The organism is Hyphomicrobium sp. D-2 (genome assembly GCF_029872155.1).
Lineage (GTDB): Bacteria > Pseudomonadota > Alphaproteobacteria > Rhizobiales > Hyphomicrobiaceae > Hyphomicrobium_A.
The window spans coordinates 241,855-255,957 of record NZ_JARXLA010000002.1 but is presented as its reverse complement, the minus strand read 5'-3'; the positions used below and the strand labels follow the sequence as shown (position 1 = coordinate 255,957).

Annotated in this window: 13 protein-coding genes and 1 tRNA gene; 3 read left to right on the top strand and 11 right to left on the bottom strand. The window is 59.5% G+C overall.

The window, feature by feature from the left end; all coding sequences use genetic code 11:
* Window positions 1-155 precede the first annotated feature (155 nt).
* The 6 genes from QEZ49_RS03010 to QEZ49_RS02985 all read right to left on the bottom strand — a co-directional run bounded on the left by QEZ49_RS03010 (window position 156) and on the right by QEZ49_RS02985 (window position 4,452).
* On the bottom strand, window positions 156-440 hold the full coding sequence (locus tag QEZ49_RS03010; protein ID WP_280384094.1) for a hypothetical protein: 285 nt from the start codon (window positions 438-440) through the stop codon (window positions 156-158).
* A gap of 12 nt (window positions 441-452) precedes the next feature.
* A complete protein-coding gene (locus tag QEZ49_RS03005) occupies window positions 453-863 on the bottom strand; it encodes a single-stranded DNA-binding protein (protein WP_280384092.1) in 411 nt (136 codons plus the stop codon).
* Complete coding sequence (locus tag QEZ49_RS03000; RefSeq protein WP_280384090.1) at window positions 847-1,425, bottom strand: hypothetical protein; 579 nt, start codon at window positions 1,423-1,425, stop codon at window positions 847-849. Before QEZ49_RS03000 ends, QEZ49_RS03005 begins: the two co-directional genes overlap by 17 nt.
* 134 nt (window positions 1,426-1,559) lie before the next feature.
* On the bottom strand, window positions 1,560-2,495 hold the full coding sequence (locus QEZ49_RS02995; RefSeq protein WP_280384088.1) for a helix-turn-helix domain-containing protein: 936 nt from the start codon (window positions 2,493-2,495) through the stop codon (window positions 1,560-1,562).
* 255 nt (window positions 2,496-2,750) lie between these two features.
* A complete protein-coding gene (locus tag QEZ49_RS02990; protein WP_280384086.1) occupies window positions 2,751-2,876 on the bottom strand; it encodes a hypothetical protein in 126 nt (41 codons plus the stop codon).
* 241 nt (window positions 2,877-3,117) lie between these two features.
* Window positions 3,118-4,452 carry a site-specific integrase gene (locus tag QEZ49_RS02985; protein ID WP_280384084.1) on the bottom strand — a complete coding sequence of 445 codons (1,335 nt, stop codon included), beginning with the start codon at window positions 4,450-4,452 and terminating at the stop codon, window positions 3,118-3,120.
* Between the two features lie 544 nt (window positions 4,453-4,996).
* On the opposite strand from QEZ49_RS02985, the gene QEZ49_RS02980 reads away from it, so the two are divergent.
* The 3 genes from QEZ49_RS02980 (at window position 4,997) to QEZ49_RS02970 (ending at window position 8,414) form a co-directional block, all read left to right on the top strand.
* On the top strand, window positions 4,997-5,551 hold the full coding sequence (locus tag QEZ49_RS02980; protein ID WP_280384082.1) for a protein tyrosine phosphatase: 555 nt from the start codon (window positions 4,997-4,999) through the stop codon (window positions 5,549-5,551).
* A 242-nt stretch (window positions 5,552-5,793) separates the two neighbouring features.
* Window positions 5,794-7,485 carry an OFA family MFS transporter gene (locus QEZ49_RS02975; RefSeq protein WP_280384080.1) on the top strand — a complete coding sequence of 564 codons (1,692 nt, stop codon included), beginning with the start codon at window positions 5,794-5,796 and terminating at the stop codon, window positions 7,483-7,485.
* Window positions 7,486-7,706: 221 nt separating this feature from the next.
* Window positions 7,707-8,414, top strand: a complete 708-nt coding sequence (locus QEZ49_RS02970; RefSeq protein WP_280384078.1) for a hypothetical protein — start codon at window positions 7,707-7,709, stop codon at window positions 8,412-8,414.
* A 125-nt stretch (window positions 8,415-8,539) separates the two neighbouring features.
* Here the strand turns inward: QEZ49_RS02970 and QEZ49_RS02965 are convergent, their stop codons facing one another.
* The 5 genes from QEZ49_RS02965 to QEZ49_RS02945 form a co-directional block, all read right to left on the bottom strand.
* Window positions 8,540-8,845, bottom strand: coding sequence for an ETC complex I subunit (locus QEZ49_RS02965; protein WP_068464172.1), 306 nt, complete (start codon window positions 8,843-8,845; stop codon window positions 8,540-8,542).
* 73 nt (window positions 8,846-8,918) lie between these two features.
* A tRNA-Pro gene (locus QEZ49_RS02960) sits at window positions 8,919-8,995 on the bottom strand.
* 143 nt (window positions 8,996-9,138) lie between these two features.
* Window positions 9,139-10,674 (bottom strand): PepSY-associated TM helix domain-containing protein, encoded by a 1,536-nt coding sequence (locus QEZ49_RS02955; RefSeq protein ID WP_280384075.1) that lies wholly within the window; start codon window positions 10,672-10,674, stop codon window positions 9,139-9,141.
* Complete coding sequence (locus tag QEZ49_RS02950) at window positions 10,671-11,246, bottom strand: hypothetical protein (protein ID WP_280384073.1); 576 nt, start codon at window positions 11,244-11,246, stop codon at window positions 10,671-10,673. Before QEZ49_RS02950 ends, QEZ49_RS02955 begins: the two co-directional genes overlap by 4 nt.
* 230 nt (window positions 11,247-11,476) lie before the next feature.
* Window positions 11,477-13,723, bottom strand: coding sequence for a TonB-dependent siderophore receptor (locus tag QEZ49_RS02945; RefSeq protein ID WP_280384071.1), 2,247 nt, complete (start codon window positions 13,721-13,723; stop codon window positions 11,477-11,479).
* Window positions 13,724-14,103 lie beyond the last annotated feature (380 nt).

The following is a 14,103-nucleotide window of genomic DNA, read 5'->3' as shown; positions in this document are numbered from 1 at the left end:
CCTGCGGACGCGATAAAAGCCCATAAAACAAAGGCGTTTCGTGCTCGGACCATCTGATGCGCAAGCAGAAGGTCGCGATTTCTGCAATGCCGGAAGGCCTTGCGAGCCGCTGCCGCAGAAAAGGTTGGTTCGGCAAGCTTCGGTTTTGTGGCGCATCAGTGCTTGACCGCATTTTGCGCTTGATGCTGCGCGACGAGTAGTTCCAAGCGGCGGTGCACCTCGTCCTGGATTGCCGAGAAGAACAACGCCACCTCGTGCGGGCAGGATGCCGTCTTCTCGATAAAATCGAGCATGGTGCTGAGCAGTGCTTGCCCTATGACGGCGGTGCTCTCGCCTTGCTCGAAGTGATCGCCAACGATCTCGCTCAATTCGCCCTCGATGAATTGCTGCGCCTGTTCTTCGTCGTGGTCGTGGTCTTGGTCGTGGTCGTTATCGTTCATGGTCTTCCCCCCTCAGAATGGTATCAACGCTTCGTCGAGCGGCTGCTGTGTCCGCTGCATCGCGCGTTCGTCCGTCGCCGGAAGCGATGGCTTGTCCTGCCGGCGAGGTTTGTTCCGGCCAATGGCGCCGAGCCTTTCGCCTTTCCATGCAGCCACTGACAATCCAGATCGCTCACGCCCGTCATGGTCCGTCCAGGTGTTGAGACGGAGCGTGCCCTCGACGTAGACGCGATCGCCCTTATGCAGCCTGGTGGACAGATCTTCGGCCTGCTGCCCGAACACTGCCACCTGCACCCACTGCACTGCGTCGTCCGATCCGACTGCCACGCTGAAGCGCAGCCAAGGTTTGCCGGCCTGACTGGTTCGGCGCTCAGGATCCGTGCCGACACGGCCGCTGAAGGCCGTTTCAATGGTGCCGTTCATCGCGCACCTCCGGCTTCGGGATTTCAATGCCGCACGCCTCCAAGTGACGTGCCCGATTTGCGGCGCTATCATTCGCCTCACGCTGCACAGCGGCTGCGTACTTTCCGCGGGCAGCAACGATCCGCTCGTGAGCGTTTTCAGGAAAGGCCGCTCTTGGAATGGCGGCAAAAACTTCCTCTGCCATCGTGATTATCGGGTGGCAATCGTCACGGTATCCGTCTCTAAACAGGCGGAGCATTCGCTCAAGGTTGTCGTTTATGTGCCGCCGCAGCGTCGCCAACTCGAACGCAGCAGGCGCGATGCCTGCGTTTCTGCGCATGTCCCTGACTTCGGACGGACTCCAACGTTGTGTGCTAAGCAGCCCGAATTTGACGAAAGTATCCGCCTGCCATCGGCTTTCCTTCTTTTTGCACGCCTCGAAAATATCCTGCGGCGTTGGCCAGAATGGATTTGCCTTGTTGTCCGTCAGCAGTTCGTCGAGCACAGCAACGATGATCTGCTCGTCAAACTTCGCGACGGCCTTGGCGCAGATCTGCAGCCACCGCTTGCGGTCGTCGTCCATGTGCTGGCGCCCGGGGCGGAATGCGATGGTTAGATCAGTCAGGCCAGTAGCCACCGCCTTGCTGACTCGCAGAACTGGCTCAGTAGTTTGTGCCGGAGTGTTTGCGCGGATCGGCACGACCGCCTTGCTCACTGTCATGGCGTTGCCCCCTCGAAGATCTCAAAAGCTGAGTTTGCAAGATCGGCAGCACTGGCTCGCGCATATGTTTTCTTGCTTCGAGCGCTATCCTCGCGGACCCAAGTGCCCCACCGCGCAAGCAGTGCATCCATCGTCGGCCAGGACTTGTTCTGTTCAACGGCCCAGTTGCGCAGTCGGCTGAACGCATGGAATGCCTCGCCCTCGGATAGTCCGGCTTTCAGCGCTATGGCCATCGCCGGACTATCAGGATCCAGTTCAGCGCTTGGCTCAAGACGAATTCGCGCCCCTCGCGAGCGGGAGCGTTTAGCGACCTCACACTTAGGTGTTACCTTTAATTGTTCCTCTTTAAGTGTTTGTCCGACAATTTTGTCGGGCAATTTCGACATTTTCTGTCGGGCATCTGGTACATTTTCTGTCGGGTCAGAAGCATTTTTCTGTCGGGTAGTTGTTTCCTCCGAAGTCCTCACCTCACGGATGACTGCAAGGGTCGTCTGCCACGGTTTGCGAGCTTGCTGCTGCCGCGTCAGGCCTGGCAACGATCGACCTAGCGGGATAGGTCGCGACACGATGTAACCGCGCTCCCGCAGTTCTTTTCTGCCTCGTTCAACGCTGCGCTCGGAAAGCGCCTTACTCTCCGCGATGGCGGCATTCGAATGCCAGTCGCACCCCTCGCCCCAATTCAGATGACGGAGGTAGAAGTTCAGGACTGCCTTTGCGGCAGGCGATAGCCGGTCAATGTCCGCACGATGCGCGACCCGCTCCTTAATGTCTGAAAGGTCTTTGCGTGGCACTGAGCGACAATGCGCTTCCACCTCCTCATAGTGGCGAACATCACATGCGCGCGACGGCGGCTTTCCGTTTGGCCATTTGCGTGGGCGTCCGCGATTACTCCGCTTCGTCTCGTCGGGTCTCAGTTGAATGACAACAGCCATGGTCGAATAACTCCGTTGTGTAAGCGCGGAGATCGACCGTTTTCGCTTGCTTGGAAGCGAGAATGCGAGTATCAGAATACATGCTCTGACGATCTCCTGTGTTGACGAGATCCTGTTCTCCTGAGGCGTTGGTCCGCCTCGGAACGCGAGACAAGGATCGGGTGACGATACAAATTTACGAACGCAAAACAGCCCCGATGGCGCACAGCGCCGCCGGGGTTTTTTCTTGTCTAAGGTCGGCGTCGTGTTTTCACGTTATGCCGCCTTCTTGGATCGCTCGAACGCCTCAAGATCCGACAGCGCCCAGTAGTCGCGGGCACATATGGTGATCGGCTTCGGGAAGCCCAGCGCCTCGTTTTTCACCCATCGATATATCGTCACACGAGTGACGCCACCGTATCGCTGCCGGACCTGCGTCCGCGACAGATATACGTTTTGAGGCTGCGGCTTGCGCTGCGCTTCATTCACAGGGGGGACGCTGCCGACGCGGGAACCAACTTCGCTGCGACCCACCGAATCGATTTGAACGGTCATCGGGAGTCCTCGTCAGTCTTAAGATTTCGTAAATATGCCAGAACAAACGCTGAACGTCAATGCCGAAAGTCACAAAAAGTGATATTTTCTAACGCACTGTGGAATGCAGCTCAACCATTGTGGTAACTCCATCCACCGTAAATCGCGTCTTCTGCTGATTTTTCGGCTCTGCATCGGGCGAGCCATGCCCCTGAAAACCGACGATCTCGCCCAGGCGCCGCTCCCACTTTTCGAGCGCCGCGCGCTTCTCATCCAGGTAGCTGTGTCGGTTGTAGATCGCAGACACGCCGCTGATGACGCCGCTTCGGTGGTTTAAAATGGCCTCGACAACATGTGGTGGCACTTCCAGCTCAGCGAGCCGCGTCGCGACCGTCCTTCGCAGATCGTGCAGAACCCAGGGCTGAACCGGAGCGCCGAGCGTCTTACTCATCGCAGCGTCTAGCCGCTTCTTTGACCGGCTGAACCCCGAGATCGGACTACGCCCAGTCACCGAGAACACGAACGGACATTCGGCAATGGCCGGAGCCTGCTCGATCAGCGCAGCGGCGGCGTCCGTCAGCGGAATAAGGTGCTCCTGGCCGTTCTTGGATCGGTCCCCCGGCAGCGTCCAAAGTCGGGTGTCCGAGCTCAGCTCTGGTCGCACAAGGCCTGCAACCTCCGTGCGGCGCTGGCCCGTCAGCATCAAGAGCTTCAGCGCTTGGCGGAATGGTGGCTGTTCGGCGTCGACGGCTTGCCAAAGGGCGCGTAGTTCGTCGTCAGACAACACGCGATCCCGCTCTTTGGCCGGGACTGGCGGCTTGACCCCGGAACACGGAGACGCCTCAATGACGTCTCGCTCGACAAGCCAGTTGAAGAATTTTCGCAAGGCGGTGAGGGTGTGGAGCGCGGTGCAGCCATGGCCACGGTCTGCAATCGTATCCAGCGCAGCCACAACCTCGCGCTTCTTTATCTGGTCGACCGGCCGATGGGACCACTTGTCGGCCACGCTGCCCTTAATGACGGAAGCACCTCCGTCTTCATCGTACCGCAGGCCAATCAGGCGGGCCGATTCCTTCCAGCGGCGATTACGGGGCTTTGCGTACCGGGCGACGAATTCTTTCGCCAGCGCCGGAAAGCGCTTGTCGCCGGCTAAGCCAGCCTCGCTGCGGACGATCCGCTTCTCCTGCGCCGGATCTCGACCTTCATCGACCGCCTGCAGCGCATCGCGCGCCAGCCTACGAGCGTCGGCAAGCTCGATGCGTGGATACGGGCCGAGCGTATACTTGCGCGTGCGACCGCCAGTGCGATAGCGCACCGCCCAGCTCCGCGCGCCACCTGGTTGAATAATAAGGTATAAGTTCGGTAGCCGCGCGTCGGGAACCTCCCATCGGTGCGGCTTCGGCTTCAGCTTTTCAACTGCTGCTGCTGTCAGAATTTTCGCCACGTCGCATTTCCCCCAAGGGTAGCGCCGGGGTAACGCGATGCACCTGTTCCGCCCGGAAATTGTTTGTTCGCAAATGATACGAACCAACTTCCGTAACGCCAATAGGAACAACAAAATTGTCCATGTGTAAGTTGTGGTTTGCGGCGTTTTGAATCAGCGCGGGACGTAACTTCTAAGCAGAGGGTCGCAGGTTCGAGCCCTGCCGGGATCGCCAATATTTCTAATAGTTTTAAAATCGGCTGATGGGCGAGCTAGCTAAATGCCTGCGCCACAGCTTTAAGCCGCAGATGCGGCGTCCTTGTTGTTTCCAGCGCCTCACGACATATTTCGCTGGCCTTGTATGGCCGCCGCCGGACACCATTTGAGCAACATCGAATGTGCCAGCAGTGTGCGCCGTTTGCATTCGCTTAGACCAAGATGGTCTTTGCCAAGCATTCATTTGCCATCCACGCTGCAACACACGCCAAAGTGACGGCGCATTCTTGAAACGGTCATGGTTGGGTGGCACTAGCCGCGCCAACAAGAAACCGGATCGAAGCAGGCCATGCAGAGCAAATCCGCAGCAATCCATGTGTGCGCCCTAAGGCATATTCCCGATATCATCGCGGAGACCGGCGCGCGCCATCTGGTCAGCGCAATCAACGCTGAACTCGCGCCTCAAACGCCCCCAGCGCTGTCACCGGATCGTCATCTGCGGCTCGACATGCACGACATTGTCGATGCCCTCCCCGGCGCTGAGCCGCCTGCTGTCGACCACGTCCACCGCCTGATCGACTTTGCGCAAAGCTGGGATGGTGAAGCTCCGCTGCTCATCCATTGCTTCGCCGGCCTCAGCCGTTCAACCGCTGCAGCGTTCATCACGCTGTGCGCGCTCAATCCCAAGGCCCCCGAGGATCGGATCGCATTGGCGCTGCGCGCAGCATCCGACACTGCGGTTCCCAATCGCCGCTTCGTCGCGCTGGCCGACAACATCATGCGCCGCCAGGGCCGAATGCTCGCAGCAGTTGAGAACATGGGCCGCAATCGCATTGCTGCAGAATGCGTTCCGTTCCGCGTTGAAAGCTATTATGCGGAAGCCGAAACAGCGCGTGTCGCATAATATAGCGAACATCGCCGGGCACGTTGGCAGCACTGTCTGTTTAACAATGCTGCCCTTTAACTCTGTTTCGCCGCTGTATTTCTTAGCTCGGCTTGCCCAATCAGTCCGGTTCCAGCGCGTTTGGCCTTGCTTCTACCCCCTAAGTCGTTGATCGTGACGGCAAACCCGTGCCAAGTAACGGGTAAGAGCGGAAGGCGCCCGCCGCAATCCGCCTAAAATCGCACTTTCGGGGATGGATCTTAATGACCAGCACGACTTCTGCGGCCGGCTCCGCGCCCTTGCTTTCGAGGGAACGGATCGTCGCCAAACCGGGCTTTAATCGGTGGCTGGTGCCGCCGGCCGCGCTTTGCATTCACCTTTGCATTGGCATGGCCTACGGGTTTTCGGTGTTCTGGAAACCGTTGCAAGGTGTGCTCCACGGCGCTGATGGACAGCCGCTGCCGGAGTGTTCGCAAGGCGCTGTCACCTTCGCTGAAAAATCGCTCGGCACGCTGCATGCACTGACCGCGACGGACTGCAACTGGAGTCAGTTCGACCTCGGCTGGATGTACACGTTCTTCTTCGTGCTGCTCGGCGTATCGGCTGCGTTGTGGGGCGGCTGGCTTGAGCGCGCCGGTCCGCGCAAAGCTGGTCTTGTTGCAACGGCCTGCTGGTGTGGCGGCCTGCTCATCGCAGCCCTAGGCATCTATCTGCACCAGTTGTGGCTGATGTGGCTCGGCGCCGGTGTCATCGGCGGCATCGGTCTCGGTCTCGGCTACATTTCACCGGTATCAACGCTCATCAAATGGTTTCCAGACCGCCGTGGCATGGCCACCGGCATGGCCATCATGGGCTTTGGCGGCGGTGCCATGATCGGCTCGCCACTCGCCACTCACCTCATGAACTATTTCCGCACCGATGCGACACCCGGCGTATGGGAAACGTTCGTTGCGCTGGCGCTGATCTATCTCGTGTTCATGCTCATCGGCGCGTTCGGCTATCGCATTCCTCCCGGCGGTTGGAAGCCGGAAGGCTGGAAGCCGCCCGCGAACGGCAACAGCATGATTTCTTCCGCCAACGTGCATCTGAAGGATGCCCACAAGACCCCGCAATTCTGGCTGGTCTGGCTGGCGCTGTGCATGAACGTTTCGGCCGGCATCGGCATCATCGGTGCGGCGTCTCCGATGCTGCAGGAAACCTTCGGCGGCGCGCTCGCGGGCGATCCGGGCGTCGGATACAATCAGCTGCAGGAGAACGTAGCGCTGGCCGCCAAGGCTGCGGGCGTTGGTGCGGGCTTCGTTGGCCTCATCTCGCTGTTCAACATCTTCGGGCGCTTCGCCTGGGCCTCATCGTCGGACAAGCTGGGGCGCAAGAACACCTACTTCATCTTCTTCGTGCTCGGCGCCTCGCTCTACATTCTGGCATCCGCCGCCGCTGAGTGGAAAATGCTGGCGCTGTTCGTTGGCTCCTTCTGCATCATCGCTTCGATGTACGGAGGCGGCTTCTCAACGGTTCCGGCCTACCTCGCCGATCTGTTCGGCACGCAGTTCGTGGGCGCAATCCACGGCCGCTTGCTCACGGCGTGGTCGACAGCCGGCATCGTCGGTCCGGTGATCGTGAACTACATGCACGACACCCGCCAGGCTGCCGGCATCGCACCGGATCAGATCTACGGGCCTATTTTCTATACGCTCGCGGGGCTGCTGGTGATCGGCTTCATCGCCAACCTGCTTATCCGTCCGGTCAATCCGAAGTGGCACATGAGCGAAGCGGAAGTCTCGGCGGAGCAGGCCAAGCTTCACACCGGCATCTCCACCTCGCCTGCGTCAGGTTCCTACGGCATTGGCATGGGCGGACTGGATACCAAGGCAGCACTGTTCTGGCTTCTGGTTGGCATTCCGCTGGTCTGGGGCATCTGGAACACCGCAGCCAAGGCCGTGGAGCTGTTCCAGTAACCTGAGCGCACAACGATAGACGTTGAACATCAATCTACGGCGGCGGCCTCCGGGCTGCCGCCGTTTTACTTTGCCCGAGCAATTCGATGGATGTTTTGTCACTGCGCTCGGGAAAGGGCTCACACACGCAACCACGCCAGGCCAAAAAGATTGCAGCCTGTCAAAATTTTGTCATGCTTGCCGAAGAACGGGATCTAACTGGATTGCAATGAAGCGTTGTGATGGACCGTCTGACGAATCCTAAATTCGCGCCCTGGTGGTGGCTGTACTTGCCGCTCGCCATTATCATCGCGCTGCCGATCATCAATCATGCCGCGCCGGAATTCTATCAACGCCATATGCTGCCGGAAGGCTTTGGCGTTCTGGAGCTGTCGCACTTCTTCATTCCACTCGTTGGATTCTTCCTCGGCGTGCGGCTGCTGTTCAACCCCATCGTCCGGGCAAAGCGCCTGTGGTGGTATCTGATCCTGCTGGGCACGCTCGCCTGTTTTTACACCGCCGGCGAAGAGCACAGTTGGGGGCAGCATTTCTTCAATTGGGAGACGCCGGAAGAGTGGAGCCAGATCAACCGCCAGCACGAGACCAACCTGCATAACGTGCACCCGGTCTTCAACATGCTGCCGCGCGCCGTGCTTGAACTGACCATCGTTGTCTGCGGCCTGTTGCTTCCGCTACTGGCGTGGCTTGGCCGTCCCCTCCGCATCAAGGCACTGGAGCTTTTCGAACCGTCGATCATCCTGGTGCCGGTTTCCATCGGCGCGCTGATCTACAAGCTCGACAGCATGTATCAGAAGGAACTTGGCTTTGACGGCACGGAAGGCCTCGTCACCCGCCCGGCAGAGGCGGCGGAGACGTTCTACGTGTTGTTCATGCTGTACTATCTGATCCTGATCCAGCGCCGCGTCGACGACATGGCCCAACAGGCTTAGAGCCCACGACAGCGCTCGCCAGATTTGACAACGGTAGCCCTGACCCTACAGCGCTCGGCAAGGCAGTCTGGCGACAACCGTCAGGACGACGCCGTTTAACGGGCCGAGGTCGTGTCAGTACCGGATCAGTGGGTCCAGCGGCCGATGCGGCCATACCGGAAATTGTCAGCGTAAGACTTGCGGATCATCTTGCGCGGTGATGGCTCTATCACCTGAAACGGAATGCCTTCGCGCTCGGCATAGGCAATCGCTTCTTCCTTGCTGTCGAAGGAAAGCTGCACCTCGGCACGCATGTCGCGCGTGCCCGTCCATCCCATCAGCGGGTCGATTTCACGCGGCGTTGCCGGAGCAAACTCCAACAACCATTCCTTCGTGCGGCCTTCGCCGGACTGCATGGCGGTTTTGGCTGGCTTGAAGATGCGCGCGAGCATGGATGGCTTTCCCGATGGCAGCCACAGAACTCGCAGGGCGCTTGGCTTATCTGCGAGATCGTGGTGGAAAGTTTGGTCGGGGCGGCGGGATTCGAACTCGCGACCCCCTGCTCCCAAAGCAGGTGCTCTACCAGGCTGAGCTACGCCCCGATCCAAGAAACATGGGCCTTCTACAGGCCATTCGCGCGGAAGTAAATGGACAGAAAGCGCCCATCGCACTGGAACCGCTCAGCCTCGACAATTTAAGTGCCTGACGGCCCGCATTGTCACCGCGAAAAGCCAGGCATTGCGCCCTACTTCGTTAAAGATGGCGCCATCGTGTTAACTCCACTGCGACGCTTCGCCAGCGGCATCAAAAGCCCCAGCGCGACAAGCAGCAGCGTTGTATCAACCGCAACACCCATGGTGTCCACGACGCGTCCATTCCAGATCGTCAGATGGGCGAAGACAACCGCCAGCAGCACAAACGCGCTCGCGGTACGCAGGATGGCCGCCGCTGCGGTACCCGATCGGCATCCCAAGGCAAACAGTATCGCCAGAGCGCTGGCTGCCAGGTACGCCGGGATAATAATCGGCGAGCCGAGATAAAGCGCTGCGAGTGCCGACAGCCCCAGCGCCAGCGGCTGGCCCCAGCCGACACCGGCCCAGATCTTTTCCCAGCCCGGAGCAGGCCTGCCCTTGTCGCGGCGGCGCGACAGCCAGATCGTAACGCCGGTGTAGGTGACAATGCTGAGCGCAATCCCCAGCACACCGTAGGCCAGCTTTACCGGAATGCCTCCAAACCAGCCGAAGTGCAGCGGCTGCAGCACGCCTAGGATCTGTTGGCCAATGCCGCCTTCCTCTAGCCCGCCATCACCCAGCGCCATACCGTCGCCCTTGAAGTAGTAGACATTGGCCAGCGGCAGATGTCCGGGCGCGCGCATCCCAAGATGCACCACCTGATCCGCCTTGGCGATATGGTCGAAGTTGGCGCTGGTGAACACCGCGTCCGGCTTGGCCGCCTGCACCGCCCGTATCATGGCCGCGATGTCCGGCAGCGGCCCGGCGCTTTCATCGGGGCCGGCGTGCGGTCCCAGAATAGCGGCAAACGCCTTTTCGGTGTCGCCGTCATAGGCTGCCAGCGCAAGCACACCAACAACCAAGGTTGCGAGACCAATCAATGCGCCGCTGAGCGACACCACGAAATGAAACGGCAGCCCCCAGACGCCCAGCCGATTGTGCAGATCCGCGTCCTGCAGGCGCCGCGAACCACCCCAGCGCAAATGAAACGCGTCCTTGAACATGCGCGGGTGAGAAAGCAATCCTGATACCAGCGACGATAGCAGCGCCACCCCGGTCAGCCCGACCAGAAACGCACCCCATGTGTGGGGAAGATGCAGGCTGCCATGCAGCACGGTAACGAAGGTGGTCCACGGTGCCTGTGCCCGCGCGACCAGATCGCCGTCGGCGTTGGCGATCCAGTCGCCGCGCACGTCGGTTTCATGATCGCGATAACCGACAGCAAGGCGCGCATAGCCGGAATGCGGATTTGGCCCCATGATGAAAAGGTCGTGCGCTGCGTTGTCCGCAAGCGCCTGCCGTTGCCCGGCCTGCAACGCGTTGGCCACGACTTCAGCCGAGACCGAGTGCGGTATGGGGGCGATGTCTGGCTGCTCCCAGCGCTGCAGCTCAAACATGAACACCGCAATCGTGCCGGTGAGACAGACGATGTAAATGAGCGCGGCAAAGGCCAGCCCGAGCGCGGAGTGCCCGGCCAGCATCGCCTGCACGAACTTCGGCGGCAGCAGCGGACGCTTGTGCGTTGGCGAAGAAGTTTTGGGAGACGTCATAGCGCGAGCGCCTTAGGCAAGAATGCTATCCCATAGCTCAACGCCGAAATCAGCAACAGCAACAGTGTTGCTCGCAACAGCTTGGCATCAGCCAGCGTCCACGCCATGCCGCCCCCCCATAGCACAGGCACCAGCAGGCCACCTATCACGATGCGGTCATGGGTTTCCATCGGCGCTGAAACTGCGAAAGCAACGCCAATGCCGATGGCGGCAACGCCAGCGAGAACGATCGACAACAGCGCCTTTGCAGTGGCCCGTCGCCAGTTCGTTAGTCGCTCCTCGGGTTCAGGTGCCACATCGCGCACTTTTTGGCGGCGATGGGAGCGATCTTCGATGCCGAAGGCAATGACCAGAAACGCAGCGAGCGAGAACACCAGCAGCGCATAGGCCATACCGACCTCACCACCCCACGCATGGCAGAACAGTGCAATGCCAGCGACAACAGCAAACCAGCCAAAAATCAGCGACAGCAAATTGCGCGGGCGTTTGCCCAGCCATGACCGGCGCAGAAACGCAATGCCGTTGATAAGCAGCAGCGTGCCGAAAAAACTGAACGTCACGGCGGGAGTCATCAGTTCCTGCACACTCGCCTCATAGCCTTTCGCTTCGTGTTCGTGTGATTACGTTGCTATCCACGTTAAAGCTGCGCGCCCCGGTCTCTATCCAAGTGTTGGCCTCATTGTTTATGCCCCAATGACCACGCCGCCGCTTCCACATTTCACCAACCTACTAACCGCGAAATGCCCCTGCCGCCGGTGGGCGACAGAGGCTACGCAATATATCAGCAGGCAATAATCAGTCGTCAGTATTTATAGGTGATCCCCGTGGTGATGGTGCGTGCTGTGCTAAGCCAGCAGTCACCGCGCGCAAGACACGTAGACACATAATATTTGTCTTCGAGGTTGCGACCGGTGAGCTGCCAGCGCCAGTTCTCGTTCTCATAGGCGATCATGGCATCATACAGCGTAACGGACGGAATCTCGTGGACAACGGTGCTTGCGTTTGACTTCTCCGTCCAGTTCTCGCCGATGTAACGCGCACCACCGCCGACCGACCATCCCTTGAGCATCGGCTGGTCGAACTCCCACAGCGCCCACATCGACGCCAGATGCTTCGGCACCGATTCAATCTGCATACCGTTATGGGCATGAGGCCTCTTGTCGTCGTATTCGGCCTGCGTATAGGAGTAGCCGCCCATGATCTTCAGGTTGCGTGTGAGCTGACCGACTGCCTCAATCTCAAAGCCCTTGACAGACACGGCACCGAGCTGGCGCTGGAAAGTGCCATCGGGAACAAGACGGCCAGTTTCAGCAATGTCGAACACCGCACCGTTGATAGCGAAGTTTGCTCCGGTGGGCTGGAATTTGAAACCGACTTCGTACTGCCTGCCTGTTTGCGGATCGTGCGGAGTGCCCTGCCTGTTGGTGCCCGCAACCGGAAGGAAGGATTCCGCATAGCTGATGTATGGCGTCAGACCGAACGCGAACTCATACATAAGGCCGGCACGATATGTCGTAGCCTGCTGCTTTTTCGCCACCGACTGACTGGCTGCGGGCGGAGCACTGCTCACAGTGTCGTTCTCAACCCAATCATGACGCACACCCACCACGCCAATCCAGTTCCCCAGGCGCATCTGATCCTGAAGATAAACGCCCGTCTGAGTGATTGTCTGGTCGGTGAAGCATCCTTGAGCGCAGCCGAAGGGAATCCAGTCGCCCATCGTATAGGGTGGATTGTACACGTTATAACCGAAGAGCACCGAATTCACGTCGAGGAAGGTGCCGTAGACGCGGTCTGTGCTGAGATGGGCGTAATCGACGCCGCTCAGTATCCGATGCTTCAGGGCACCGGTCACAAGACCGACTTCGATATTGGTGTCCTGAGTGAACGTTCGGGCATTCGCGTCAGATCTTTCGGCGGCGCGCATCATAGATTCCTGCGTCGCGAAATCGGTGTATCCCCATATCGCCGGATACTTCACATCGTACTTTTTCTGTACGTCGGAGTAGCGCGACACATGCTTCACTTTTATCGCCGGGTTAATGTCGTGCTCAATAAAGAGCGTGCCCGCAGCGACGTCCGTGTCGAAATAATCTCCCGGATCACCCATAAAATTACTGCGCGGAATGCGGCGACCATTCACGTTCGGATAGAGAGTGCCGACGCGCGCCCAGATCTGCTGTGTCGACCCTGACCGGTCTCTTTGGTAATGGCCGAGCAACGTCACCGTGGTGTCGCTGGTGGGCTTCCAGGTAATGCCAGGCTGGATCGCGAAGCGGTCATCCTCGACATGGTCGGTCTGGCTATCGGCCACGCGTACCACACCGGTAACGCGATAGGCCAAACTGCCGTCGGTGGTAATGAGCCCGTTGGTGTCGAACTTCATCTGCTTGAAATCGAAGGTGCCGTACTCAAAGCCGATCTCGCCGCCGGTCTCGCCGGTGGGACGCTTCGACACGGAGTTGATGATGCCGCCAACCGGAGATTGCCCGTATGAGACGGCAGCCGGTCCGCGCAGCACCTCGATACGCTCCATCAGATACGGATCGCCGCGATAGCCATACCAGAAATCACTGAAGTTGCGCCGCATTCCATCGAGATACTCGGCCGCTGCAATGCCGCGAATGAAGTATCCGTCGACACGGCTGTCGGCACCGTGGCTCTCGGCCACGACACCCGGCACGTAGCGCAACGCTTCCGACACTGACTGCACGCCCTGATCGCGCATCTGCTCAGTGCCGACGACAGAAATCGACTGCGGGATTTCTTTCAGCGGCGTATTGGTCTTGATGCCCGTAGCGGTGTTCTGCGCAACGTATCCCTCAACCGGGCCGTGCGCTGTGCCGTCGTTGGTTCTTGGGATACCGGCCGGCTTTTGAGGCGCCACCACAGGCTGCTGGCTTGGCACGCCCACCGCTGCCGCCGAGGCCTTCTTCTTCGCAGCCTTCTTTTTGGCTTTTGGCGCCGCGCCCTGAGTTTCGACCGTAACCGGCGGCAACGGCGTTGCCTCCGCCTCGGGCTCCTGGGCTAAGGCCAGATCAACACTCACACATGACAAGGAAATGCACGCGGCCAAAGCCGCGCTACGCCGACGCAAATGCATTGTACGCTCCGAAACACGCAATACTGAAAGGACGCGTAGATGCTTGGCGGCGGCTCAGCCCACACACATGGGAACCTATATTAACAACGCGCCACAAGTATACCGCCCAGGTATTGTTTTTGAGGCGGTGTCACATCCGGAACACATTCATGCGCAGAACGCATTGATCGATGCCTCTAGCGCACGACCTCGGCACGCAGCCCGCCCCGCGCAATCAAGGCGTCAATTGCCGCTGAGCAAGCACGCCATATCGTTTGTCCAGGAAAGCGGGATCGACTGCGCATGCAGGTCCGCGCACAGCATCTAAGCTTACCTGGCAGGGGATG

Excerpts from the sequence above, each read along its gene's own strand:
- QEZ49_RS03005 (WP_280384092.1), bottom strand. The coding sequence starts at position 863 with ATGAACGGCACCATTGAAACGGCCTTCAGCGGCCGTGTCGGCACGGAT.
- QEZ49_RS02970 (WP_280384078.1), top strand. The coding sequence starts at position 7,707 with ATGGACCGTCTGACGAATCCTAAATTCGCGCCCTGGTGGTGGCTGTAC.
- QEZ49_RS02980 (WP_280384082.1), top strand. The coding sequence starts at position 4,997 with ATGCAGAGCAAATCCGCAGCAATCCATGTGTGCGCCCTAAGGCATATT.
- QEZ49_RS02950 (WP_280384073.1), bottom strand. The coding sequence starts at position 11,246 with ATGACTCCCGCCGTGACGTTCAGTTTTTTCGGCACGCTGCTGCTTATC.
- QEZ49_RS02995 (WP_280384088.1), bottom strand. The coding sequence starts at position 2,495 with ATGGCTGTTGTCATTCAACTGAGACCCGACGAGACGAAGCGGAGTAAT.
- QEZ49_RS02965 (WP_068464172.1), bottom strand. The coding sequence starts at position 8,845 with ATGCTCGCGCGCATCTTCAAGCCAGCCAAAACCGCCATGCAGTCCGGC.
- QEZ49_RS03000 (WP_280384090.1), bottom strand. The coding sequence starts at position 1,425 with ATGGACGACGACCGCAAGCGGTGGCTGCAGATCTGCGCCAAGGCCGTC.
- QEZ49_RS03010 (WP_280384094.1), bottom strand. The coding sequence starts at position 440 with ATGAACGATAACGACCACGACCAAGACCACGACCACGACGAAGAACAG.
- QEZ49_RS02955 (WP_280384075.1), bottom strand. The coding sequence starts at position 10,674 with ATGACGTCTCCCAAAACTTCTTCGCCAACGCACAAGCGTCCGCTGCTG.
- QEZ49_RS02975 (WP_280384080.1), top strand. The coding sequence starts at position 5,794 with ATGACCAGCACGACTTCTGCGGCCGGCTCCGCGCCCTTGCTTTCGAGG.